Genomic DNA, 24,302 nt, shown 5'->3' on the forward strand with positions numbered 1-24,302 from the left:
TAATAGATCGTTAATGGTGATCATTAAGACCAACCGTGTGGAATCGGGGCAGCATGTGCCAGCCCGCATATATGGTGCTCGATCAATCTCAATAACTGTTTGTACAGGTATGAGGTCGCGAAAGCAGTCATTTTTAATAGCAATTAGATGATATCTAAATACTTTCTGTTTTATGTATTTGTGTCAAAAACGTGGGGGTAACTGCTCATTCCCTGTACAAAACCGTAATGTTCATGTGAGAATTAGAATCTAAAAAAACAACACAAGTACAGGAAGTTATGACCAAAAAGATTCATTTTTATGCACCAGGTACAAACGATTACATCAGCCCAACTTTACTTTTCTCAGTTGCCCGGATGACGGTAAATGATGACGGGGCTCAGTGGTTAGAGACTCAGTGGGCTGGCGGAGGCAATATTCAGGGGATGGCTCTTTACACTTTGATTCTTGATGCGGCAATTGCTGCTGAAGTACTGAATCAGGCAGAAACACCGTCGGAATGGAAGGTTTACTCATTCTCTGATCTGAACATTACAGAGATGATGATCAACACGAAAGCCCATAAATCCCATTACGGCATGATGCTTGTATTTGGGTTCTCAATCGACGATTTCAGAAACCTTATACTGCAATCTGCTCTATACCGAACTCTGCAATTCCCTGAATCATTCCCTATCGGTAACGGCTTAGATCCCATCACAAACAAGGTAATCCTGAAATTCGATGAATCCCTGTTCGAGGGAATGAATGGTTACTGGCATGAAGAGTTTCCCAGCTACTGTGAATCAATGGAGATCCTTAACTCTCAACCTCTCGACTTCATAAAAGAACATGCCCGGAATGCTGTATCAACGGCACTTGTCACCGCAACACCGATTATCAGCCCGGCAACGCAATACTGTGTATCCACCTATTCCATCGAAAAGCAAATGTGGATCGTATCTTCTCTGGCAGTGAATGGTTCTAAACCTGCTAACAAACTTCATTAAGGATGATTCTATGGCTACTGGTCATTTTCTGAGGATTGGCGACAAGACAACGTGCGGCGGTAGCATTCTTTCAGGTTCCCCAAATCACAGCTTTGGAGGGATTGCGACCGCGAGAAATGGCGATTCTGTCTCTTGTGGTAAAGATGGCAAGGTATACCATATCGCAGGTGGTATCCCCACTTACTCGATTCATGGAGTTGCCGCAGCAGGTACTTTGCATAGCCGCAGTACATGCCCCTGTGACGCAACTTTCATTTCGTCATTCCCAAATGCTTCCTATTGGGTCGAGGAAAAGAAAGCAGTTAAGGCTGCCCCTTTAGCTGTTCCTGTACCAACAAAAACGGAAGAACCCGTACAGCACGCCCAGACAGCTAAAAAACTACATAAGGAAGAAACCAAACGTGAACCAGTAGATGCTGGCTTCTGTGTACTTCCTTACGGTGCTGAAACTGGTGCTTATGAGCGATACTTATTCGAAGGTAGTTCACCAGCAGGAACAAAGGAACTTTACCGTTCACTAAATGGAGAAGGTAAGGAATACAAAGCTGGTTCAATCCTACTTGTTGTTGATCCAGAAAAACAGGACAGTGATCAGATCGCACATATGCAGGCTGCTAAACAACGTATTGATACAGCATTAGAACCGCTTACGCATAAAGAGGCTAATTTCTTACACGATCACTATGCAACAATAGCTAACTTTAGCAACATCGCCGATAAAGGAATAGGACTTGCTGCTGAACCTGTTGGGAAGTATTTCGAGAATATAGAGGAAATCCTGAAAGAAATTCAGGAAACGTACAAGAATACATACACCACAAGAGGGGTTTTGATTGGTGAGCAATTCTATGTGAGACGTGCTCAACTATTCAAGAAACTTGATCATGTACTTAAAGTCGGCTTCCTTAATAAAGGTATGAAACTTGGTGAGTACAACAACTTAAAAAGTGCTCTTGGTTTATCAACTAAATCGATAACTCATAAATGGAATGAAACGGGAATAAGTGATATTGATGGTTACGCTACACATATAGAGCGAGCTGCAAAATATGTAGCAGCTATGCGATATGTTGGTTATGTCGGGATTGGCTTTAGTGCTTTGCATTCTATTAATGAAATAAATGAGGCTTGTTCTGTTGGTCGTGAAAGCGAATGTACTAAAAAGAAATACACGGAAATAGGTAGCTTTGCAGGGGGGCTTGCTGGTAGTTATGCTGGCGGTGCTGCTGGTGTTGGCCTCTGTTCTGTTATTTTGGGGACTTTAACAATAGAAGCTGCCGGAGCAGGTGCATTAGCTTGTGGTGTAATTCTTGGTACTGGTGGGGGGTATATAGGCGGAGAGTATCTCTCAGACAAAGGTGAAGAATATGGTGAAATAATTTATAACGCAGTAGGGAACTGATGAAAATTGTATCTGCTATCATATTCATATTGTTTGTCTTATCGACAATTGTAGCATGTGCATATTCGGTGACGAAGAATAAACAACACCTTTTATTGTGCGATATTTTTAAAGAACGATTTGGACACGTACCCGCAGGTATAATCCTTGCGCAAGCAGGGGGGATATTCTTAGCTTTTCAAAAAGATATGTACTTCATCTTCCCATTTGCTTTTAAAAAGGGAAGTTTTCCTGTGAGAAATATGAACCCCGAACATTATGATTTCATCAAAAATTTACCTAAAGAGGAAGTGTCGTGGCTAAAAATTAAGTTTACTTTATTCTTAATAATGATTGTTCTGTTTTGTGCAACCATCATAACATCTTACTTATTTCTCTAAGCCTATTTTATAAAGCCGCTAAAGCGGCTTTTCTTGTAAGTGAATACGAAAGAGATTAGGTTACTGGTCTTTAGAACACAAAATAAGCAAATCCCAGGCCTCACGATTTTTGGAAAAAATCTTAAGTAATCTTTTACTCAGGAAAAAGCAAAGTCTGTTTTTTTCCGCCTAATTTATAATCTCGTTCATCTGATCAGCTTCTACCCCGCCGACAAAATGCCGTGTACTCAGATCTCAGTACTGAATTTTACACTAACCCTGTATTGGCGGAAAAACGATCGATTAAGAATCTCTTTTGGATATAGCGTAAAGGTGTGTAAACCTGCCAGAGGTCATATTTTGGCATAAAAACAGACCGGACAGCAGGACGCTGTCCGGTGCATGTGGCTATTTCGCAGGAGATAAACCGGCGCTTCCCACCGTTTGTCGTGTGGCATCGCCTCCCCACACCTGGTCATACTCGTATCCCGTAAGCTGCTTGATGATCACGCGAGTATTGGCGTCGCAGTCGCGGTAATCTCCGCCCAATTTCCGGCGGGCAATCTCCTTGAGCAGTTGCTTATGCGTCTCGCGGGTGAGCTTAAACTTATAGGTCGTGAAGAAACTCACCGCCAGCAGGGCGGCCGTTGCGAAAATCATCAGGCCGATAATCGCTCCCAGCGCGCTTTCTGGCTGTGCGCCGCTGCCCTTCACGAAGCCGGACTCCTGCAGTACCAGGCCGATAATCATGATGGCAATTGCCACGGTGCTTTTGCGGGTCAGAACCATCACGCCGGCAAAAATCCCCTCGCGGCGCTGCTGCGTCACTATTTCGTCGATATCGGGAATGAAGCTGTAGATATTCCACGGAATATAGTAAAGGCCGGAGCGGGCGGCCCCCAGCAGAATAAAGACCGCCGAGAACAGCAGCGTCGGTACCTGCGTTTTGGTGAGGTAGACCGTAAACAGGAATACCAGCACGCAGAAAATACAGCCGTAGGAGAAGCGCAGTGCAGCGGAGGGAGTAACATTCAGCCGGTTCAGCAGCAGCATAAACCCGTAGGTGCCGGGCACCGAGGCGAAGGCGGCGATGCTCAGCCAGCCGGAAACCGCGGCTGCATCCTGACTCAGGCAATAGACAACGTAATAGGTAAACACCGAGCCGAATACGTCCATCGCCGTAAACGAAAAGATATAAATAATAATATGCAGGCGGAACGCGCGAATACGGAATGAAGAAAAGAGATCCAGAACCAGATATTTCAGGTGATTAAGTAGCCCGCCGCTGCGCTGGGTATCTATTTTAAAATCGGACTCCTGCGGAACATCTTTGGCTTCCCAGGTGGTGTACCAGGTAATAAACACCGCAATGCAGAATACGCAGGAAAATATCAGCCCGGTGAGGGTATAGGTGAATGGATTGTCTTTGCCCGTGAACTGCATGATCACGCCGGGGACGGACACCGCCAGAAAACCACCCAACTGGGAGCAGATCATGCGCACGCCGGAGAGGCGGCTACGCTCTTCATAGCGGTTTGTCATTTCCGCCGCCAGCGTCTCCCACGGAACCAGCACCATCGCCGACAGCAGTTCAATCGAGAGATAGGTGCCCAGGTAATACCAGTAGCCCATATCCGTCAGCCACAGCAGGGCATACAAAAACATTAATGGGGAGCTGAGTAATAAAAAGAAGCGGCGACGACCAAATTTACGGCCAAGCCAGGTATCGCCGAAATTATCGGTGATATAACCCATAATCGGGCTTAAGAGTGCATCAATGACGCGGGCAATCGCAAATATTGAACCTGCTTCAATAACCGAGAGCCCGCAATAGGTGGTGTAAAAAAATAGCAGCCAGGTGCCGATAATGGCGAAAGCGCCTCCGCCAAACAGATCGGTTACGCCGTAGCCAAGCGCTACGCCATAACCAACTCTACGTTCAGTTGGTTTGACCATAATAATATCCAGTGTAGGGTAATGATTAACCTGTTTTTCAGGTCGTATTTTTATTTACTGCTGGACGACACATTACGTTCTAATTATTGATATCTATCCATTGTCTTAATTGAGATGAGCGATAAATGGCCTCCACAAGGGTGAGTGATTTTCCGGCAGCATGGATATCGGTGTAATCCGTTTCTCCCGGGTGAGTAATGGCATGATAAAAACGGCGGATCGCCTGTTGATGTCCCAGCCCCCAGTAGCTTTTAACTGAGCCGTCAGGGGAGTCATCGCTTACCAGCCTGCGACGCTCTCCGGGGGTGATGCGCCAAAGCACGTTGTCATTCAACAGCAGCGAGCCCCGTTCGCAGTGGATCTCCAACCAGAGAGGGGAATCCGTGGTATTGCAATTACTGGCGTAAAACAGGCCGCGCGCACCGTTGGCAAAGTGCAGCGTCGCCATCGCGCTGTCTTCCCCTTCGGTCACGTCTGCCAGCTCTCCGCTGTCCACCACACCTTTCAGACGCGTCACGCCGCCGGCGAACCACTGCATCAGGTCGAGGGTGTGGATCGCCTGGTTGATCAGCAGGCTGCCGCCCTCCGTTGCCAGTCGCCCACGCCACGGGCTTTCGGTGTAGTACGCGCCGGAGCGTGACCACGTCAGCACCGCTTTCAGGCTAAGCATCTTCCCCAGCTCGTCATCGCTCAGCGCCTGCCGGATGCGAAGGCTGGTGGGGTTGAGCCGGTTCTGGTAGCACACGCCAAGCAGGCCCGGAGCCTGCTCAGCGGCGCGGGCGATATCACCGAGCTCGCTGCTGTTCATCCCCACTGGTTTTTCGCAGAACACATGCTTCCCGGCGGCGAGCGCCGCCAGGATCATGCTTTTATGTTCAAAATGCGGCGTGCAGATATGGACTACGTCGATGGCATCATCCAGCAGCATTTCCCGGTAATCCTGATAAAAGCGGCACTGATAGGCCATCGCCAGCGTCAGTCCTTTGACGCTGTCGATGTCTACCAGCGCGCGCAGCGCAACGTTGGGGATCTGGCGTAAAGCGTTCACATGGCAGCCGTGAATGGCTCCGGCGCCGATAACCGCAGTGTTCAGGATCGTCATGGTTACCTCCCGTTATGCCGTCGCGTTGGCCAGCATCTGCGCCTTCACGCAGAGTTCCGCCGCCTTAAAGGCGTGAGCCTGCGTCATGGCGTTTTCGGTACGATTCAGGCAGTCGAGGATCAGCTCGCCAAAGAACGGGAACCCGACCTGTCCGGCGACCGGGTAACGGAACTCCCCCTCTTTATTGACCATGTAAACCACGTCCTGCTCGCCGCGGGTGAGATCGACATATTTACGGATTTCGATATAGCCTTCGGTACCGAGCAGCGTCAGGCGGCCATCGCCCCAGGTTGAGAGTCCGTCCGGGGTGAACCAGTCGCAGCGGAAATAGCCGCTGGCGCCGTTTTCTCCCTTCAGCATCGCGTCACCGAAATCTTCGAAGGCCGGGTATTGCGGATGTCTGAAATTTCGCGCCTGGCTGGCCATCACGCAGGCCTCATCGTTGCCGGTATAAAACAGAAACTGCTCAATCTGGTGGCTGCCGATATCGCACAGGATGCCGCCGAAGTAGCGACGATCGTAGAACCAGTCCGGGCGACCGGTACCTTCCCGGTGCGGGCCGGTTCCCAGGGTTTGCACCACGCGGCCAATCGCGCCCTGTTGCACCAGCTGCCCGGCAAAGACCGCGCTCTCCACGTGCAGGCGTTCGCTGTAGTACACCGCGTATTTCTTCCCGGTTTTTTCCACCATCGCTTTGGCGTCCGCCAGCTGTTCAAGGGTGGTGAGCGGCGCTTTATCCGTGAAGTAATCCTTGCCTGCGGCCATCGCTTTCAGCCCCAGCGCGCAGCGCTCGGACGGGATGGCGGCTCCCGCCACCAGACGCACCTCGTCGTCGTTAAGGATCGCATCCAGCGAGTCCGCCGCTTTGGCCTGCGGATACTGCTGAAGGAATTTATCCACTTTCGCCGGGTCGGGGTCGTACACCCACTTCAGCGTGGCCCCGGCTTCAATCAGGCCGTTACTCATGCCGTAGATATGGCCGTGATCGAGCGCGGCGGCGGCAAACACAAATTCCCCCTCGCGAACCACCGGCTGGGGTTTGCCCACCGGGGCGTAGTTCATTCCGTCATTCTTGTTCATGCTGACACTCCTCGATCCAGATCTTTGCCCAGAGGGATAGCGCCCACTTCGCTGAAGTTGGCGACGCTTGCGGATTTCTCATAAAAACGGGGGGCGAGGGCGTTGATCCCGCCGGTACGGTAAAACGGGTCGTCGCGCTGAATCGGCAGCGCGACCACTGTGCGGGTAATGGCGGATTTATAAATCGCGGCGATCAGCTCCAGCGAGCGTTTGCCCTGCAACCCATCCACTAGCGGCGCCGTGCCGTGCTCGATGGCATACATCAGGTCATTAATCTGCCCGGTGTGCAGCGTCCACTTGAGCTTCGGCGTCTCCTGAAAAACGGCGTTAAGCTGCGCTTCTCGCTCAAGATCGTTAGTTTCCTGCGGGAAGCCGTTATCGGCACTCACGCTGGAAAAGGCCTGCCACGGGGCGGAGATACGGGCTTTTTCACCCTGAATGATGATTTTCTGATCTTCCCCGTGGTGTACCACCGAGGCGGTAAGCTGCGCGAGTGCGCCGCTGGGGTATTTGAAGATTGCGGCGCTCAGGTCTTCCACTTCGGCGTTGTCGTGCGCCACGTTGGTCATCATCGCCACCACCTCGGACGGGAAGCCGAGCATCCACTGCATGGCGTCGATATGGTGTACCGCGTGGTTAAGCGTGCAGCCACCCCCCTCTTTTTCCCAGGTGCCGCGCCACCACAGGTCGTAGTAGCAGTGCCCGCGCCACCAGAGCGAATCCACCTGCGCGTGGCAAACCTTGCCTGCGAGCCCCGAGTCCAGCGCGGCTTTTAAGCGCCAGAAGGCATCGGTAAAGCGGTTCTGGGCAATGATGGAGAGGGTCTTGCCGCTGGCCTGTTGCGCGGCGATCATCGCGTCGCACTCCTCCAGCGAGGCGGCCATCGGCTTTTCGCACAGCACATGACACCCGGCGTGCAGCGCATCAATGCTGATTTCCGCGTGAACGTAGGGCGGCGTGCAGACGTCGACAATGTCGATATTCGGCTCAGACGCCAGCATCTGCTGGTGGCTTGCATACACGCGGGCGTCCGTCAGTCCGTAGCGCCCTTTTTTCTCGTGGGCTTTTTCCGGGTAAATATCCACCAGCGCGACGATCCTGCAGCGCTGGCCAAACTGCAAATAGCCCTGAATATGGTTATGCGAGATATTCCCTGTTCCCACAATGGCGACATTTAACATCGTTTATCTCCGAAGTTACCAGGAGCCTGAGGCGTCCAGCGTGACGCTGGCGGTCTCTTTAGCCACTGAGGTGCTGATACGCTGTTGAAGCAGGCGCAGATACTGTTTCTCGTTGAGCGGCAGATCGACCCAGTCGTCTGTCCAGGTCGAGAGGTGCATGGCGTTGGAGAGCGTCAGCCCGCGGATCCCTTCCAGACCCGGCGCAATCAGCGGCTCGCCGCGCAGGATGGCGGCAGCAAAGTTGGCGGTAATGACATGGTGTTCGCTGCATTCCGGGGCGACGGGGATCGTCACCTCCCAGCATTCGGGTTCACCAAAGCCGTTTTGCCAGCGGGCGTTGAAGGCGGTTTCGGACTCGCGCAGCCGCCAGTAGCGCAGCTTGCCCTCTTCGACGACCACCTTGCCGCAGTCGCCGACGATTTCCAGCCGGTTAGTGCCCGGCGTTTCCGCCACGGTGGTGATAAACACGCCGGTCGCGCCGTTGGCGTATTCCGCGTAGGCGGTGACCTCGTCCTCCACTTCGATATCGCGATGCTTGCCGAACTGGCAGAACGCGCGCAGGCGGACCGGCATCCCCACCAGCCACTGCCAGAGATCGAGCTGATGCGGATCCTGGTTGAGCAGCACGCCGCCGCCTTCGCCTTTCCAGGTGGCGCGCCAGCCGCCGGAGTTGTAGTAGCTCTGCGAGCGATACCAGTTAGTGATGATCCAGTTAGAGCGTCGGATCTCACCCAGCTCGCCGCTGTCGATAAGATCTTTCACCTTCTGGTAGAGCGGATTCGGGCGCTGGTTATACATGATGCCGAACACCACGCCGCACTCCCGGGCGCAGGCGTTCATCTCCTGCACCTGCGCCGTATACACGCCCGCCGGTTTTTCACACAGGGTATGGATGCCGTTACGCATCGCCAGCATCGACAGGCGCGGATGCTCGTAGTGCGGCGTGGCAACAATCACCGCGTCGATAAGCCCGCTCTGGAGCATCTCCTGTGCGTCGCTGAATAACGGGAGGGTGCCGACCAGCTGGCGAATGGCCGGGTGCTTTTCGACGGCATTATCGCAAACCGCCGCCAGGCAGGCGTCGCTGACGGTACCCGCCAGTAAATAGCGCGCGTGGACCGTACCGATATTACCTATTCCAATAATGCCAAAACGTACCTTCTCCATGTCACACCTTAATTTCAGTTGAAAAGAAGTGATGACCGGAAAATAGGAAAGGTGAGCCGCAGCGACAATGTGTTTTTGTGAGAATACTCGCAAGGTGATTAAGTAATCTCCAGGCTTTCTGAAATTTAGTTTTAAAATCAACAGACTGTTTCTGCAAATATTTGCAAAAACTGAATGAGAGCGAGGTCACACTATGCCTGGCAGGTTAAAAATGGAGGAAATTGCGGCCCTGACGGGCTATTCCGTCAGTACCGTGTCGCGGGTATTAAGCGGCAAATCGTATACCAGCGATAAAGCCCGGGAGGCGATCGTTCGCACCGCCAGAGAATTAGGCGTGCTGGAGTCCATGGCGAGCGGCAGACTATTAATTAACGGAATCGCTGTTTTTGCGCCAGAAAGAACCTTTCAGGGCCGCGGGGATATTTTTTATCTGGAAGTGACGAAAGGCATTGCTGAAGCCTGCGCGCGACATAACGTGTGGGTGACCTGTTGTGGTTTAGAAGAGCAGCACGCCGATGTGAAAGTCTTTATGGAAAAGGCAAGCCAGAAGAATATTAACGCGATAATTATTATTGGGACTGATGATTCCACCATATTTAAACTTGCCAGCACGCTGAATAAACCCTGCGTATTAATTAATTCCGTTGACCGGGATCGGATGCTGGATGCCGTCTCGCCCGATCACCGGGCGATTGGCTTCACCGCCATGCAGTACCTTTTTGAGCAGGGGCACCGGCGGGTATTAACGCTCACCTGCCTGCGACGAGAAACGCTGTATGCGCGTCTGGACGGCATCAAAGAGGCGTACCGCCATTTTCACGTGGCTTTTGATCCCCAGCATGATTTGCTGGTGACTGAGTGGTTTACCGCTGAGGAGGCCGAACGGGCGCTGGACGCGTGGCTGATGAGTCATGACAGAACCCAGTGGCCGGAGGTGATTTTCCCGAACAGTACCAGCATGGTGGAAGGGGTGCTCAGGGCGTTGACGCGTCACGGGCTACGCATTCCGGAAGACATTTCGCTCGTTACGACCGATTTTGCATGGAACCTGGCGCACCGTCTGGAAAAACCGGTCACGGGCGTGACGGTGCCCTGCCGCGAGCTGGGGATTGAAGCCGTACATCTGCTGCAAACGCGGCTCAACCGACCGCAGGCGCCGGTCTTTAACCTGCTGCTACAGGGAAAGGTGATGGATTACGGCTCGGTCAGCAATGCGACGCGCCACGCGGCTCGCGTGGCGCTGGAGCGGTAATCAGGCCAGCTGTGGCGGCAGGCAGACGCCGATGCCCCCGATCCCGCAGTAGCCGTACGGGTTTTTATGCAGGTACTGCTGGTGGTCGTCCTCGGCGTAGTAGAACGGTTTTGCGGTGGCGATTTCTGTCGTCACGTCGCGCGTATCGCCCGCCTCTCGCATGGCCTGCTGGAAACGCTCAAGGCTGGCGCGGGCGGCGGCATCCTGCTCAGGCGTGAGCGGATAAATCGCCGAGCGGTACTGCGTGCCGTGGTCGTTGCCCTGACGCATGCCCTGCGCCGGGTCGTGGTTTTCCCAGAATACCTGCAGGAGCTGTTCGTAGCTAATGACCGCAGGGTCGTAAACCACGCGGACCGCTTCCGCATGACCGGTTTCGCCGGAGCAGACTTCGCGGTAGGTTGGATTCGGCGTGTAACCGCCCGTGTAGCCGGCCGCGGTGCTGTAAACGCCGGGCAGCTGCCAGAAGAGGCGCTCCACGCCCCAGAAGCAGCCCATGGCAAACAGGGCGATTTCCATTCCATCAGGAACGTTGGTCATTGAATGGTTATTGACGGCGTGTAAGGTCGCCACAGGCATAGGGGTGTTGCGTCCCGGTAATGCATCAGCTTGTGAAACCAGATGCTTTTTGTCGAATAAACTCACGATGGGGCCTCCCGGGGTGCGATGTTTCGGTTAAGGTTGTCACGAAGCGTTTAATTGAACACAATAAATGCGCTGAATGAGACTAGATTTAATCATAAGAAATATTTGGGTGTTACACCCGTTTTCAACCCACGATTTGGGTTTTTGGCTTCCAGGCCGTATTTTGCCGCACCGCGGCATACATTTGCTTCCAGGGTGGAAAAGGGATATTCAGGAGAAAACGTGACAAAAATCCGCCAGTTATGTTTAGTCAGTGTGTTGCTGACAAGCGGGGTTGCCAGCGCGGCGAATGTCCGTTTGCAGGTTGAGGGGTTATCCGGGACGCTGGAAAAAAACGTGCGTGCGCAGCTGTCGACCATCCAGAGCGATGAGGTGACGCCGGACCGGCGTTTTCGTGCGCGCGTGGATGACGCGATCCGTGAAGGGCTAAAAGCGCTGGGGTATTACGAACCCACCATTGATTTCGATCTCCGTCCGCCGCCAAAGAAGGGGCGTCAGGTGCTTATTGCCCGCGTTTCGCCGGGCGAGCCGGTGCTGATTGGCGGCACGAACGTCATCCTGCGAGGCGGCGCGCGTACTGACCGCGACTACCTGGACCTGCTCAGCACGCGGCCGAAAATCGGCACCGTGCTCAACCACGGTGACTACGACCACTTCAAAAAAGAGCTGACGAGCGTCTCCCTGCGCAAGGGCTACTTCGACAGCCAGTTCAACAAAAGCCAGCTGGGCATCGCGCTGGATCGACGTCAGGCCTTCTGGGATATTGACTACGACAGCGGTGAGCGCTACCGCTTTGGCGATGTAACGTTTGAAGGCTCGCAAATTCGTGAAGAGTATCTGCAAAACCTCGTGCCGTTCAAAAAAGGCGATTACTACCAGTCGAGCGATCTGGCGGAGCTGAACCGTCGTCTTTCTGCTACCGGCTGGTTTAACTCCGTGGTTGTCGCGCCGGAATTTGATAAGTCTCGCAAAACCAAGGTGTTGCCGCTGCATGGCGTTGTGTCGCCGCGCACCGAGAACACCATTGAGACCGGTGTGGGCTATTCGACGGATGTAGGACCACGCGTGAAAACCTCGTGGAAAAAACCGTGGATGAACTCCTACGGCCACAGCCTGACTACCAGCCTGAGCCTCTCTGCGCCCGAGCAACAGCTGGATTTTAGCTACAAAATGCCGCTGCTGAAAAATCCGCTTGAGCAGTATTACCTTCTGCAGGGCGGCTTTAAGCGCACCGATTTGAACGATACCGAGCAGGATACGACGACGTTTGCCGTCTCCCGCTACTGGGAGCTCTCCAGCGGCTGGCAGCGCGCGATTAACCTGCGCTGGAGCCTGGACCACTTTACCCAGGCCAACGTCACCAACACCACCATGCTGCTCTATCCCGGGGTGATGATCAGCCGCACCCGCTCCCGCGGCGGCCTGATGCCGACCTGGGGCGACTCGCAGCGCTACTCCATTGATTACTCCAACTCTGCCTGGGGCTCTGACGTCGATTTCTCCGTCGTGCAGGCGCAGAACGTCTGGATCCGCACGCTGTACGACAAACACCGCTTTGTGATGCGCGGCAACCTGGGCTGGATTGAAACGGGCGATTTCGAACGCGTGCCGCCGGACCTGCGCTTCTTTGCCGGGGGTGACCGCAGCATTCGCGGGTATAAGTACAAATCGATCTCACCTGAAAACGAAAAAGGCCAACTGACCGGGGCATCAAAACTGGCGACCGGCTCGCTGGAGTATCAGTACAACGTCAGCGGCAAGTGGTGGGGGGCCATGTTTGTGGACGGCGGTGAAGCGGTAAATGATATCCGCCGCAGTGATTTCAAAACCGGCGCCGGCGTGGGTGTACGCTGGCAGTCACCCGTCGGGCCCATCAAGCTCGACTTCGCCGTGCCGGTCGGCGACAAAGACGAACACGGATTACAGTTTTACATCGGTCTGGGGCCTGAATTATGAGTTTATGGAAGAAAATAAGCCTCGGGGTGCTGATTTTTATCGTGCTGCTGCTCGGTACGGTGGCGTTTCTGGTGGGAACGACAACCGGGCTGCATCTGTTGTTTAACGCCGCGAACCGCTGGGTGCCGGGGCTGGAAATTGGCCAGGTGACGGGCGGCTGGCGCGACCTGCGTCTGAAGAACATCCGCTATGAGCAGCCGGGCGTGGCGGTCAACGCCGGGGAGTTTCATCTCGCGGTGAAGCTGGGCTGTCTGCGGGATAGCAAGCTCTGCGTTAACGATCTGTCGCTAAAAGACGTCAACGTGGCGATAGATTCAAAGAAAATGCCGAAGTCTGCGCCGGTTGAGGAAGAGGACAGCGGCCCGCTGAATCTCTCCACGCCGTACCCGATTGCGCTCTATCGGGTGGCGCTCGATAACGTCAATATCAAAATCGACGACACCACCGTTTCGGTGATGGATTTCACCTCTGGCCTGCGCTGGCAGGAGAAAAACCTCACCCTGACGCCAACCTCGCTGCAGGGCTTACTGATCGCGCTGCCGAAAGTGGCGGACGTGGCGCAGGAAGAGATCGTCGAGCCAAAAATCCAGAACCCGCAGCCGGAAGAGAAGCCGCTGGGCGAAACGCTGAAAGATCTCTTCTCGAAGCCTGTCCTGCCTGAAATGACCGACGTTCATCTGCCGCTGAACCTCAACATTGAGGAGTTCAAAGGCGAGCAGCTGCGCCTGACCGGCGATACCGATCTGACGGTCTTCAATATGCTGCTGAAAGTCAGCAGCATTGACGGCAACATGAAGCTCGACGCGCTCGATATCGACACCAACCAGGGCTCGGTGAATGCGTCAGGGAATGCGCTGCTGCGTGATAACTGGCCGGTGGATATCACCCTCAATAGCGCACTCAACATCGACCCGCTCAAGGGCGAAAAAGTGAAGGTTAAAGTGGGCGGGGCGCTGCGTGAGAAGCTGGATATCGGGGTGAATCTCTCCGGCCCGGTAGACATGGCCCTGCGCGCGCAAATCCAGCTGGCGGAAGCCGGGCTGCCGCTCAATCTGGAGGTTGTCAGCAAGCAGCTTTACTGGCCGTTCACCGGCGAAAAACAGTATCAGGCCGACGATCTGAAGCTGAAGCTGAGCGGCAAGATGACCGACTACACGCTCTCGTTCCGCACCGCGGTGAAGGGGCAGGGCGTGCCGCCCGCCACCATCACGCTGGATGCAAAAGGCAACGAACAGCAGGTTAACCTCGACAAGCTGACCGTCGCGGCGCTGGAAGGGAAAACGGAACTGACCGCGCTGCTCGACTGGCAGCAGGCGATCAGCTGGCGCGGCGAGCTGAAGCTGACGGGGATTAACACCGCCAAAGAGGTGCCGGACTGGCCGTCGAAGCTGGATGGCCTCATCAAAACCCGCGGCAGCCTCTACGGCGGCACGTGGCAGATGGACGTGCCGGAAATCAAGCTCACCGGGAACGTGAAGCAGAACAAGGTGAACGTTGAAGGTTCGGTGAAGGGCAACAGCTACCTGCAGTGGATAATCCCGGGATTGCACGTGGCGCTGGGCAGCAACACGGCGGATATCAAAGGCGAGCTGGGGGTGAAAGATCTCAATCTTGACGCCACCATCGACGCGCCGAATCTGGATAACGCCCTGCCGGGTCTGGGCGGCACGGCGAAAGGACTCGTGAAAGTGCGCGGCACCGTAGACGCGCCGCAGCTGCTGGCAGATATCACCGCCAACAATCTGCGCTGGCAGGAGCTGAGCGTCGCCCGCGTCCGCGTGGAAGGGGATGTGAAATCCACCGATCAGATCGGCGGTAACCTGAACCTGCGCGTGGAGCGCATTTCCCAGCCGGACGTGAACATTAGCCTGGTCACTCTGGACGCCAGGGGGAACGAGAAGCAGCACGATCTCCAGCTGCGCGTGCAGGGCGAGCCCGTCTCCGGCCAGCTGCACCTGACCGGCAGCTTCGACCGCAAGGAAGAACGCTGGAAAGGGACGCTGGACAACACGCGTTTCAATACCCCGGTGGGCCCGCTGGCGCTGTCGCGCTCCATTGCGCTGGACTACCGCAACGCCGAGCAGAAGATCAGCATCGGGCCACACTGCTGGACCAACCCGAATGCGGAGCTGTGCGTACCGCAGACCATTGATGCGGGCGCGCAAGGGCGCGCGCAGATCAACCTCAACCGCTTCGATCTGGCGATGCTGAAGCCGTTTATGCCGGATACCACGCAGGCCAGCGGCGTCTTCAGCGGAAAAGCCGATGTCGCCTGGGACACCACCAAAGAGGGGCTGCCGCAGGGCAGCGTCACGCTTTCCGGGCGCAACGTGAAGGTGACGCAGGAAGTCAACGACGCGCCGCTGCCGGTGGCCTTCGACACCCTGAATGTGAGTGCAGACCTGCATAACAACCGTGCGGAGCTGGGGTGGCTTATCCGTCTGACCAATAACGGCCAGATGGACGGGCAGATACAGATTACCGATCCGCAGGGGCGGCGCAATCTGGGCGGCAACGTCAATATCCGCAACTTCAACCTGGCAATGGTCAACCCGATTTTCGCGCGCGGGGAAAAAGCCGAGGGCATGGTGAATGCCAACCTGCGCCTGGCGGGCAACGCGCAAAGCCCGCAGCTGTTCGGCCAGCTGCGCCTCAGCGGTGTGGATATCGACGGGAACTTTATGCCATTCGATATGCAGCCCAGCCAGATTGCGATGAACTTCAACGGCATGAGCTCGACGCTGAGCGGCTCGGTGCTTACCCAGCAGGGGCAAATCAACCTGAGCGGTGACGCGGACTGGAGTCAGCTCGACAACTGGCGCGCCCGTATTGCCGCGAAAGGCAGTAAGGTTCGCATCACCGTACCGCCAATGGTGCGCCTGGACGTCTCGCCTGATGTGGTCTTTGAGGCGACGCCAAGTCTCTTCACCCTGGATGGCCGCGTGGACGTGCCGTGGGCGCGCATCGTGGTTCACGAGGTGCCGGAAAGCGCGGTCGGCGTCTCCAGTGATGAAGTTATGCTCAATGAAAATCTGAAACCTGCCGAAGAGAAGAGCGCTGGCATACCGATTAATAGTAACCTTATCGTGCACGTGGGAAATAACGTGCGGTTGGATGCGTTTGGGCTGAAGGCGAGGCTCACGGGCGACCTGAAAGTGGCGCAGGATAAACAAGGGCTTGGCCTCAACGGGCAGATCAATATTCCTGAAGGGCGTTTCCATGCCTATGGTCAGGACCTGATTGTCCGTAAAGGCGAGCTGCTGTTCTCCGGTCCACCGGATCAGCCGCTGTTGAACATCGAAGCGATTCGTAACCCGGAAGCGACGGAAAACGACGTCATTGCTGGCGTTCGCGTTACCGGTTCCGCCGACGAACCGAAGGCGGAGATCTTCTCTGACCCGGCGATGTCGCAGCAGGAAGCCCTCTCTTATCTGCTGCGCGGACAAGGTCTGGACAGCGGTCAGAGCGACAGCGCGGCGATGACGTCGATGTTAGTCGGTCTGGGGGTTGCACAAAGTGGGCAGGTTGTGGGTAAAATCGGCGAGACGTTCGGCGTAAGCAATCTGGCGCTGGACACCCAGGGCGTGGGTGACTCCTCGCAGGTGGTGGTCAGCGGTTATGTGCTGCCGGGTCTGCAGGTAAAATATGGTGTGGGGATCTTTGACTCACTGGCAACACTCACGTTACGCTATCGCCTGATGCCTAAGCTATATCTGGAAGCAGTGTCCGGCGTAGACCAGGCACTTGATCTGCTCTATCAGTTTGAGTTTTAGCAATGCGAATATTTGTCTACGGCAGTTTACGAACCAGGCAAGGCAACAGTCACTGGATGACCAATGCCCAGCTACTGGGGAATTACAATATCGAGAACTACCAGTTGTACAGCCTGGGCCACTATCCAGGCGCGGTTCCCGGCGAAGGAACAGTACAGGGTGAAGTTTATCGTATTGATAATGCTACACTTGCCGAACTTGATGCCTTGCGCACCAGGGGCGGTGAATACGCTCGCCAGTTGATCCAGACGCCGTACGGAAGCGCGTGGATGTATGTCTACCAGCGTCCGGTCGACGGGTTAACGCGGATTGTAAGCGGTAACTGGTTAGACAGAGACCAGTACTGAAAAACGACAACGCCACCGTGAGGTGGCGTTGTTTTTTTGTGCTTTCAACTCTCTTCTGCATCCCGGTGCCGGGTTAAAAACAGGGGAACGAACAGCATGATGTAGGGAGCAATAAGCCATAACAAGCACAGCGCGCGTGAACGCCCATAGTAGTTTATGCACCGCGTATTGCTTGAAATGACGGGCAGGAAAAACAGTAAAAACAGCAGAATCGCATAATCGCTTCGATAAGGGATCCATAAGTAAAACAAAAACCAGGCAAGCTGGAATGTCATGATGCAGAGATACTGCCATTTGCTGTCTTTGCCGTAACAGTCAAACGCCTTTATGTAGCCCATTTTTATGCTTTGAAGAAAGAAACTTAGCATGTATAACGCTCACGATCGCGACGGTCAGGAGTGTGCTCGTCAGCAACGCTCCTAAAAAATAACTGTGGGTGATATCAGTAGCACCCGAGCCTAAAGTATGCAATTTACTATAACCTCTATCGACTGCAACAAAAAGCGTATATAGCCCGATGTTAATACAGAACTGAAGCAGACAAGAAGTGACAATATTCCTCGGAATTCTTCTTAATAGAGTGAGTAACGCATAAATAATACTTGCTGATAGCGCGAAGTAAAGCCCGTTAAATAAACCAGATAGTAAGGAGCTATTTATTTCGCTGAATATTAAATTATCGCTTCCATAGTACCATGCCAGGTATTCAGCATACGTACTTCTGCCAAAGATAAAAGCGGCAATAATAAGGATGAGCAGACTCACAATATGCCTTTTCTTACTCATAATTTTGCTCCCTTAGATAGCAGCTCCTTCATCGTTTTACTGGCTTCTAGCTGATCTTTGATGATGGCAAGGTCACGAGTATTGTGGTTATATTTCGCAATAGCGGTTGGCGTACCTTTACCACCATTGTCCATAAAGAAGACAATATCCTTACGACCATAAAGAAGAACTTGTGGGATGGGATCCCGCCCATAACTCACCGCTTGCGGCAGGGAGTGGATAGACTCTGTCGTAAGGAACCGAGGAATATTTTCATGCTCAATATTACCTAAAGGCGTTGTGGCAACAAGGGAGCCAATAAAATCGGTCGTATACACTAACGCATCTGTATCTTTGGTCGTTACTTTTGAACCCGTAATATATTTTATCTGTTGCCAAAGGGTAATATCTTTAGGGGAAACCTTAACGCCATCCATAAACATATCTTGCTTGCGTTTTAGCTGAATGACAGTACGGTGCACTTGGGTCAAAGAGGGGCTGATTTCCCCAACTGAAGGCATTAGACCATCGCGGGAATAAAGCCTTTCAATGATAAAATAAATTCCAGTTGGGCGGGCAACATCAATGTTAATGGATGACATATGAATCCTAAAATGAATGGGGATTAATGTTCATAATGACAGTATGTTGTGAACAGACAGGCTATTCAACCACTCCCACTATAAATGATAGGGTGGCTTTTCTGTTTTTAATCGTTCACTCAAATGGAATGAGATTTTTCTTAAAAAAATCGTCTGTATTGCTTTTAACCAGGGAAATAATAAAGCCCCGACTCGCGGGGCTTTATTGATCGGCAGTAAGAATTACTTCTTAGCAGCACGTTCGAAGGAGGCGATGATTTCTGCTTTCGCCGCTTCTGCGTTGTCCCAGCCGTCAACTTTAACCCACTTGCCTTTTTCGAGGTCTTTGTAGTGCTCGAAGAAGTGAGTGATCTGCGCTTTCAGCAGCTCTGGCAGGTCGTTCACATCTTTGATGTGATCGTATTCTTTGCTCAGCTTGGTGTGCGGTACCGCAACCAGCTTCGCATCTTCACCGGATTCGTCGGTCATCTTCAGGACGCCAACTGGACGGCAGCGAATAACAGCGCCTGGCTGCAGTGGGTATGGCGTTGGGACCAGCACGTCAACCGGGTCACCGTCCAGAGACAGGGTATGGTTGATGTAACCGTAGTTGCACGGATAGAACATCGCGGTAGACATGAAACGGTCTACGAACAGGGCGCCGCTCTCTTTGTCCACTTCGTATTTGATCGGATCTGCGTTGGCCGGGATTTCGATAACTACGTAGATGTCTTCTGGCAGTTCTTTACCCGCTGGGACGTTGAGTAAGCTCATGTCGGTGTCCTTTAAAATGGATGGTAAACAAGTGGCAGGTATTATAGCCAACTCACGCTGAATGTCTCCGCCTGTTTTCGCATTCTCTCCGCGCACGCGCCACTTTTCAGACCGATTCCATGACAGGAAAATCCATAAACTCAGCCGCATTTTTAATGGTGAAATGAAAGCGATTACAAACTTGTGATTAACGTTTTATTCACTTTTCTGAAGTGTGATGTAACGCAATTCGTTACATATTTCATTGGCTATAGTCATTTCGCAGAACATCTTTTAACCAACAATAAACACCCCTACGAGGACGCTCATATGTGGAAGCGCTTACTTCTTGTCACAGCAGTTTCGGCAGCCATGTCGTCTATGGCGATGGCCGCCCCCTTAACCGTAGGTTTTTCGCAAGTTGGCTCTGAATCCGGCTGGCGTGCAGCAGAAACCAACGTTGCGAAAAGCGAGGCTCAGAAACGCGGCATCACCCTGAAAATCGCCGATGGTCAGCAAAAGCAGGAAAACCAGATCAAAGCCGTGCGCTCGTTTATCGCCCAGGGCGTGGATGCCATCTTTATCGCTCCGGTCGTGGCGACGGGATGGGAGCCGGTTCTGAAGGAAGCGAAAGACGCTGAAATTCCGGTGTTCCTGCTCGATCGTTCCATCGACGTAAAAGACAAATCTCTCTATATGACCACCGTCACCGCCAACAACGTGCTTGAAGGGCAATTGATTGGCGACTGGCTGGTGAAACAGGTCGACGGCAAGCCGTGTAACGTCGTTGAGCTGCAGGGCACCGTCGGGGCGAGCGTGGCCATCGACCGTAAGAAAGGCTTTGCTGAAGCCATCGCCAAAGCGCCAAACATCAAGATCATCCGCTCCCAGTCCGGAGACTTTACCCGCAGTAAAGGTAAAGAAGTCATGGAGAGCTTTATCAAGGCTGAAAACAACGGCAAGAACATCTGCATGGTTTACGCACACAACGATGACATGGTGATCGGGGCAATTCAGGCGATTAAAGAAGCGGGCCTGAAGCCGGGCAAAGATATCCTCACCGGTTCTATCGACGGCGTGCCAGACATCTACAAAGCGATGATCGACGGTGAAGCCAACGCCAGCGTCGAGCTGACGCCGAACATGGCCGGTCCGGCATTCGACGCGCTGGAGAAATTCAAGAAAGACGGCACGATGCCTGAGAAGGTGACGGTCACCAAATCCACCCTCTACCTGCCGGATACCGCGAAAGAAGAGTTAGAGAAGAAGAAAAATATGGGCTACTAAGCTTGTCTGAACATGCCGGGTGACGCTGCGCTTACCCGGCCTACGATACGCTCTTTTGTAGGCCGGGTAAGCGTAGCGCCATCCGGCTTGATGCAGGGGGAAAACCATGACCACTGAACAACACCAGGAAATCCTCCGCACAGAGGGCTTGAGTAAATTCTTCCCCGGCGTAAAAGCGCTGGATAGCGTTGATTTCAGCCTGCGGCGCGGTGAGATCATGGCGCTGCTGGGCGAGAACGGCGCGGGAAAATCGACGCTGATTAAATCGCTGACCGGCGTTTATCACGCCGATCGCGGCACCATCTGGCTGGAAGGCAACGCCATTTCGCCAAAAAATACCGCCCATGCCCAGCAGCTGGGGATCGGGACGGTTTACCAGGAAGTGAACCTGCTGCCGAACATGTCGGTGGCGGATAACCTGTTTATTGGCCGTGAGCCACGCCGCTTTGGCCTGCTGCGCCGCAAAGAGATGGAGGCGCGCGCCACGAAGCTGATGGAATCGTACGGCTTCTCCCTCGACGTCCGCGAGCCGCTGAACCGCTTTTCCGTGGCGATGCAGCAGATCGTCGCCATCTGTCGTGCGATCGATCTCTCTGCGAAGGTGTTGATCCTCGACGAACCCACCGCCAGCCTCGATACCCAGGAAGTGGAGATGCTCTTTACCCTGATGCGCCAGCTTCGCGATCAGGGAGTCAGCCTGATCTTCGTTACGCACTTCCTCGATCAGGTGTATGAGGTGAGCGATCGCATCACGGTGCTGCGCAACGGCAGCTTTGTCGGCTGCCGCGAAACCCGCGAGCTGCCGCAGATCGAGCTGGTGAAAATGATGCTGGGCCGCGAGCTGGATACCAACGCGCTCCAGCGCGCGGGCCGCACGCTGCTGAGCGAGAAACCGGTCGCCGCATTCAGCGATTACGGCAAAAAAGGCACTATCGCGCCGTTTAACCTGGAAGTGCGTCCCGGCGAAATTGTCGGGCTGGCGGGCCTGCTGGGCTCGGGCCGGACCGAAACCGCCGAGGTGATCTTCGGGATCAAGCCTGCCGACAGCGGCAGCGCGCTGATCAAGGGCAAACCGCAAACCCTGCGATCGCCACATCAGGCCTCCTGTCTGGGCGTCGGCTTCTGCCCGGAAGATCGGAAAACGGACGGCATTATTGCCGCCGCCTCGGTGCGGGAAAACATCATTCTGGCGCTTCAGGCGCAGCGCGGCTGGCTGCGCCCGATCCCCCGTAAAGAGCAAAACGCCATCGCCGAGCGCTTTATCCGCCAGCTCGGCATCCGCACCCCGAGCGCGGAACAGCCCATTGAGTTTCTCTCCGGCGGTAACCAGCAGAAGGTGCTGCTCTCCCGCTGGCTGCTGACTAAACCGCAGTTCCTGATCCTCGACGAGCCGACGCGCGGTATCGACGTGGGCGCGCACGCCGAAATTATCCGGCTTATCGAAACGCTCTGTGCGGACGGGCTGGCCCTGCTGGTTATCTCATCCGAGCTGGAGGAGCTGGTGGGCTATGCCGATCGCGTCATCATCATGCGAGATCGCAAACAGGTGGCAGAGATCCCGCTGGATAAACTGTCCGTTCCGGCAATCATGAATGCCATCGCGGCGTAAGGAGTGAATCGTGATGTCCCGTTCGCTTTCGCAAACCGGTGAGTCAAAGCGCCGCTTTAACTGGCCAACCGGCACGCCGCAAATTGCGGCGCTGCTGGTGGTACTGCTGGTAGACAGCCTTGTCGCGCCGCATTTCTTCCAGATTATCGTGCAGGATGGCCGCCTGTTTGGCAGCCCGATTGATATTTTAAACCGTGCTGCGCCCGTGGCGCTGCTGGCCATCGGGATGACGCTGGTGATCGCCACCGGCGGGATTGATCTCTCCGTCGGCGCGGTGATGGCGATTGCCGGGGCGACGGCAGCGTCCATGACCGTCGCCGGGCACAGCCTGCCGGTGGTACTGCTGGCGGCCTTAGGCACCGGCGTGCTGGCCGGACTATGGAACGGTATTCTGGTGGCGGTACTGAAAATTCAGCCCTTCGTCGCGACCCTCATTTTGATGGTGGCCGGGCGCGGGGTGGCGCAGTTGATTACCTCCGGACAGATTGTCACCTTCAACTCCCCGAGCCTGGCGTGGCTCGGTAGCGGCAACCTTCTGTTCTTCCCGACGCCGGTGATTATTGCTCTGGTCACGCTCGTTGTCTTTTGGCTCTTCACCCGCAAAACGGCGCTCGGCATGTTTATTGAGGCGGTGGGGATCAACATCCGCGCCGCGCGCAACGCCGGGGTCAATACCCGATTGATGGTGATGCTGACCTACGTGCTGAGCGGCGTATGCGCCGCCATTGCCGGGGTCATCGTCGCGGCGGATATTCGCGGGGCCGATGCCAACAACGCCGGACTCTGGCTGGAGCTGGATGCGATCCTCGCGGTGGTTATTGGCGGTGGGTCGCTGATGGGCGGGCGTTTTAACCTGCTGCTCTCGGTGATCGGCGCGCTGATTATTCAGGGCATGAACACCGGGATCCTGCTGTCGGGGTTCCAGCCGGAACTCAACCAGGTGGTGAAAGCGGTGGTCGTGCTCTGCGTGCTGATCGTCCAGTCGCCGCGCTTTGTCAGCATCATTAAGGGGATCCGTGGCCATGATAAAACGTAATTTACCGTTAATGATCACGCTGGGCGTGTTTGTGCTGGGGTATCTCTACTGTCTGACGCAGTTCCCCGGTTTTGCCTCGACGCGCGTGATCTGCAACATTCTGACGGATAACGCCTTCCTGGGCATTATCGCCGTCGGGATGACCTTTGTGATCCTCTCCGGCGGGATCGATCTCTCCGTTGGCTCGGTGATCGCGTTCACGGGGGTATTCCTCGCGAAGGCGATCGGCTTCTGGGGCATCTCTCCGCTGGTGGCGTTTCCGCTGGTGCTGGTGATGGGCTGCGCGTTTGGTGCCTTTATGGGGCTGCTGATTGACGCGCTGAAAATTCCGGCGTTTATCATTACGCTTGCCGGGATGTTTTTCCTGCGCGGGGTAAGCTATTTGGTGTCGGAGGAGTCGATTCCGATCAACCACCCGGTCTACGACACGCTCTCCAGCCTGGCGTGGAAGATCCCCGGCGGCGGTCGTTTAAGCGCGATGGGGCTACTGATGCTGGGTGTGGTGGTGATTGGCATTTTCCTTGCCCACCGCACCCGGTTCGGCAATCAGGTTTACGCCATAGGCGGTAACGCTACGTCGGCAAACCTGATGGGGATTTCCACCCGCAGCACCACCATCCGCATCTATATGCTCTCTACGGGGCTGGCGACGCTGGCGGGTATTGTCTTCTCAATTTATACCCAGGCGGGTTATGCCCTGGCGGGCGTCGGCGTGGAGCTGGATGCCATTGCCTCGGTGGTTATCGGCGGCACGTTGCTCAGCGGTGGGGTAGGGACGGTGCTGGGCACACTTTTCGGCGTGGCGATCCAGGGGCTGATACAAACCTACATCAACTTCGACGGCACGCTCAGCTCATGGTGGACGAAGATCGCCATTGGCATCCTGCTGTTTATATTTATCGCCCTGCAGCGTGGCCTGACGGTGCTCTGGGAGAACCGACAAAGCTCACCTGTTACCCGTGTGAACACATCGGTAACAGAGCCATAACATGCTGAAATTGCTTAAACTCTAAACATTTTCCGGTAGCGGCCGATACTCTTTTTTTATGCCCAGAAATATCTCGC

At 54.6% G+C, this 24,302-nt stretch carries 20 protein-coding genes; 11 read left to right on the forward strand and 9 right to left on the reverse strand.

The window, feature by feature from the left end; all coding sequences use genetic code 11:
* The first annotated feature begins 278 nt into the window (after positions 1-278).
* The 3 genes from MX657_RS02645 to MX657_RS02655 are packed head-to-tail and all read left to right on the forward strand — an operon-like array spanning position 279 to position 2,771.
* Positions 279-989: a hypothetical protein gene (locus MX657_RS02645; RefSeq protein ID WP_346807198.1), complete on the forward strand. Its 711-nt coding sequence runs from the start codon at positions 279-281 to the stop codon at positions 987-989.
* A 10-nt stretch (positions 990-999) separates the two neighbouring features.
* On the forward strand, positions 1,000-2,391 hold the full coding sequence (locus MX657_RS02650) for a PAAR domain-containing protein (protein WP_346807199.1): 1,392 nt from the start codon (positions 1,000-1,002) through the stop codon (positions 2,389-2,391).
* Positions 2,391-2,771 (forward strand): hypothetical protein, encoded by a 381-nt coding sequence (locus tag MX657_RS02655; protein WP_244288159.1) that lies wholly within the window; start codon positions 2,391-2,393, stop codon positions 2,769-2,771. Before MX657_RS02650 ends, MX657_RS02655 begins: the two co-directional genes overlap by 1 nt.
* A 387-nt stretch (positions 2,772-3,158) precedes the next feature.
* Here the strand turns inward: MX657_RS02655 and MX657_RS02660 are convergent, their stop codons facing one another.
* The 5 genes from MX657_RS02660 to MX657_RS02680 form a co-directional block, all read right to left on the reverse strand.
* Positions 3,159-4,706: an MFS transporter gene (locus tag MX657_RS02660; protein WP_119917007.1), complete on the reverse strand. Its 1,548-nt coding sequence runs from the start codon at positions 4,704-4,706 to the stop codon at positions 3,159-3,161.
* A gap of 79 nt (positions 4,707-4,785) precedes the next feature.
* Positions 4,786-5,808 carry a Gfo/Idh/MocA family protein gene (locus tag MX657_RS02665; protein ID WP_346807201.1) on the reverse strand — a complete coding sequence of 341 codons (1,023 nt, stop codon included), beginning with the start codon at positions 5,806-5,808 and terminating at the stop codon, positions 4,786-4,788.
* 12 nt (positions 5,809-5,820) lie between these two features.
* On the reverse strand, positions 5,821-6,888 hold the full coding sequence (locus MX657_RS02670; RefSeq protein WP_346807202.1) for a Gfo/Idh/MocA family protein: 1,068 nt from the start codon (positions 6,886-6,888) through the stop codon (positions 5,821-5,823).
* Positions 6,885-8,069 carry a Gfo/Idh/MocA family protein gene (locus MX657_RS02675; RefSeq protein WP_346807204.1) on the reverse strand — a complete coding sequence of 395 codons (1,185 nt, stop codon included), beginning with the start codon at positions 8,067-8,069 and terminating at the stop codon, positions 6,885-6,887. Before MX657_RS02675 ends, MX657_RS02670 begins: the two co-directional genes overlap by 4 nt.
* Before the next feature lie 15 nt (positions 8,070-8,084).
* Entirely contained in the window at positions 8,085-9,236 is a 1,152-nt protein-coding gene (locus tag MX657_RS02680; protein WP_346807206.1) for a Gfo/Idh/MocA family protein, read from the reverse strand.
* Positions 9,237-9,429: 193 nt separating this feature from the next.
* Between MX657_RS02680 and MX657_RS02685 the strand changes: the two genes are divergently transcribed.
* Positions 9,430-10,488 (forward strand): LacI family DNA-binding transcriptional regulator, encoded by a 1,059-nt coding sequence (locus MX657_RS02685; protein ID WP_346807208.1) that lies wholly within the window; start codon positions 9,430-9,432, stop codon positions 10,486-10,488.
* On the opposite strand, the gene msrA is transcribed toward MX657_RS02685, so the two are convergent.
* On the reverse strand, positions 10,489-11,130 hold the full coding sequence (gene msrA, locus MX657_RS02690) for a peptide-methionine (S)-S-oxide reductase MsrA (protein WP_080328827.1): 642 nt from the start codon (positions 11,128-11,130) through the stop codon (positions 10,489-10,491).
* 222 nt (positions 11,131-11,352) lie between these two features.
* On the opposite strand from msrA, the gene tamA reads away from it, so the two are divergent.
* Genes tamA through MX657_RS02705 form a run of 3 tightly spaced genes read left to right on the forward strand, consistent with a single transcriptional unit; the run spans position 11,353 to position 17,206 of the window.
* On the forward strand, positions 11,353-13,086 hold the full coding sequence (tamA, locus tag MX657_RS02695) for an autotransporter assembly complex protein TamA (protein ID WP_219366687.1): 1,734 nt from the start codon (positions 11,353-11,355) through the stop codon (positions 13,084-13,086).
* Positions 13,083-16,859 (forward strand): autotransporter assembly complex protein TamB, encoded by a 3,777-nt coding sequence (tamB, locus tag MX657_RS02700; RefSeq protein WP_346807210.1) that lies wholly within the window; start codon positions 13,083-13,085, stop codon positions 16,857-16,859. Before tamA ends, tamB begins: the two co-directional genes overlap by 4 nt.
* Positions 16,860-16,861: 2 nt before the next feature.
* Positions 16,862-17,206: a gamma-glutamylcyclotransferase family protein gene (locus MX657_RS02705; protein ID WP_008501424.1), complete on the forward strand. Its 345-nt coding sequence runs from the start codon at positions 16,862-16,864 to the stop codon at positions 17,204-17,206.
* 315 nt (positions 17,207-17,521) lie between these two features.
* Here MX657_RS02705 and MX657_RS02710 read toward each other — a convergent pair whose 3' ends face one another.
* The 3 genes from MX657_RS02710 to ppa form a co-directional block, all read right to left on the reverse strand.
* Positions 17,522-17,992 carry a hypothetical protein gene (locus MX657_RS02710; RefSeq protein ID WP_333017157.1) on the reverse strand — a complete coding sequence of 157 codons (471 nt, stop codon included), beginning with the start codon at positions 17,990-17,992 and terminating at the stop codon, positions 17,522-17,524.
* Positions 17,989-18,573, reverse strand: coding sequence for a hypothetical protein (locus tag MX657_RS02715; protein WP_333017158.1), 585 nt, complete (start codon positions 18,571-18,573; stop codon positions 17,989-17,991). Before MX657_RS02715 ends, MX657_RS02710 begins: the two co-directional genes overlap by 4 nt.
* Before the next feature lie 222 nt (positions 18,574-18,795).
* A complete protein-coding gene (ppa, locus tag MX657_RS02720; RefSeq protein WP_008501423.1) occupies positions 18,796-19,326 on the reverse strand; it encodes an inorganic diphosphatase in 531 nt (176 codons plus the stop codon).
* A 309-nt stretch (positions 19,327-19,635) separates the two neighbouring features.
* On the opposite strand from ppa, the gene ytfQ reads away from it, so the two are divergent.
* From ytfQ to yjfF, 4 genes are all read left to right on the forward strand, one after another.
* Entirely contained in the window at positions 19,636-20,592 is a 957-nt protein-coding gene (gene ytfQ, locus MX657_RS02725; RefSeq protein ID WP_014882271.1) for a galactofuranose ABC transporter substrate-binding protein YtfQ, read from the forward strand.
* Between the two features lie 106 nt (positions 20,593-20,698).
* Positions 20,699-22,201, forward strand: a complete 1,503-nt coding sequence (gene ytfR, locus MX657_RS02730) for a galactofuranose ABC transporter, ATP-binding protein YtfR (RefSeq protein ID WP_217479389.1) — start codon at positions 20,699-20,701, stop codon at positions 22,199-22,201.
* 10 nt (positions 22,202-22,211) lie between these two features.
* The gene (ytfT, locus tag MX657_RS02735) at positions 22,212-23,237 is read left to right on the forward strand and encodes a galactofuranose ABC transporter, ATP-binding protein YtfT (protein ID WP_217479390.1); all 1,026 of its coding nucleotides are present in this window, start codon (positions 22,212-22,214) and stop codon (positions 23,235-23,237) included.
* Positions 23,224-24,225, forward strand: coding sequence for a galactofuranose ABC transporter, permease protein YjfF (yjfF, locus tag MX657_RS02740; protein WP_080328834.1), 1,002 nt, complete (start codon positions 23,224-23,226; stop codon positions 24,223-24,225). Before ytfT ends, yjfF begins: the two co-directional genes overlap by 14 nt.
* Positions 24,226-24,302: the final 77 nt, after the last annotated feature.

This window comes from Enterobacter chuandaensis, from assembly GCF_039718975.1.
GTDB classification, from domain to species: domain Bacteria; phylum Pseudomonadota; class Gammaproteobacteria; order Enterobacterales; family Enterobacteriaceae; genus Enterobacter; species Enterobacter chuandaensis.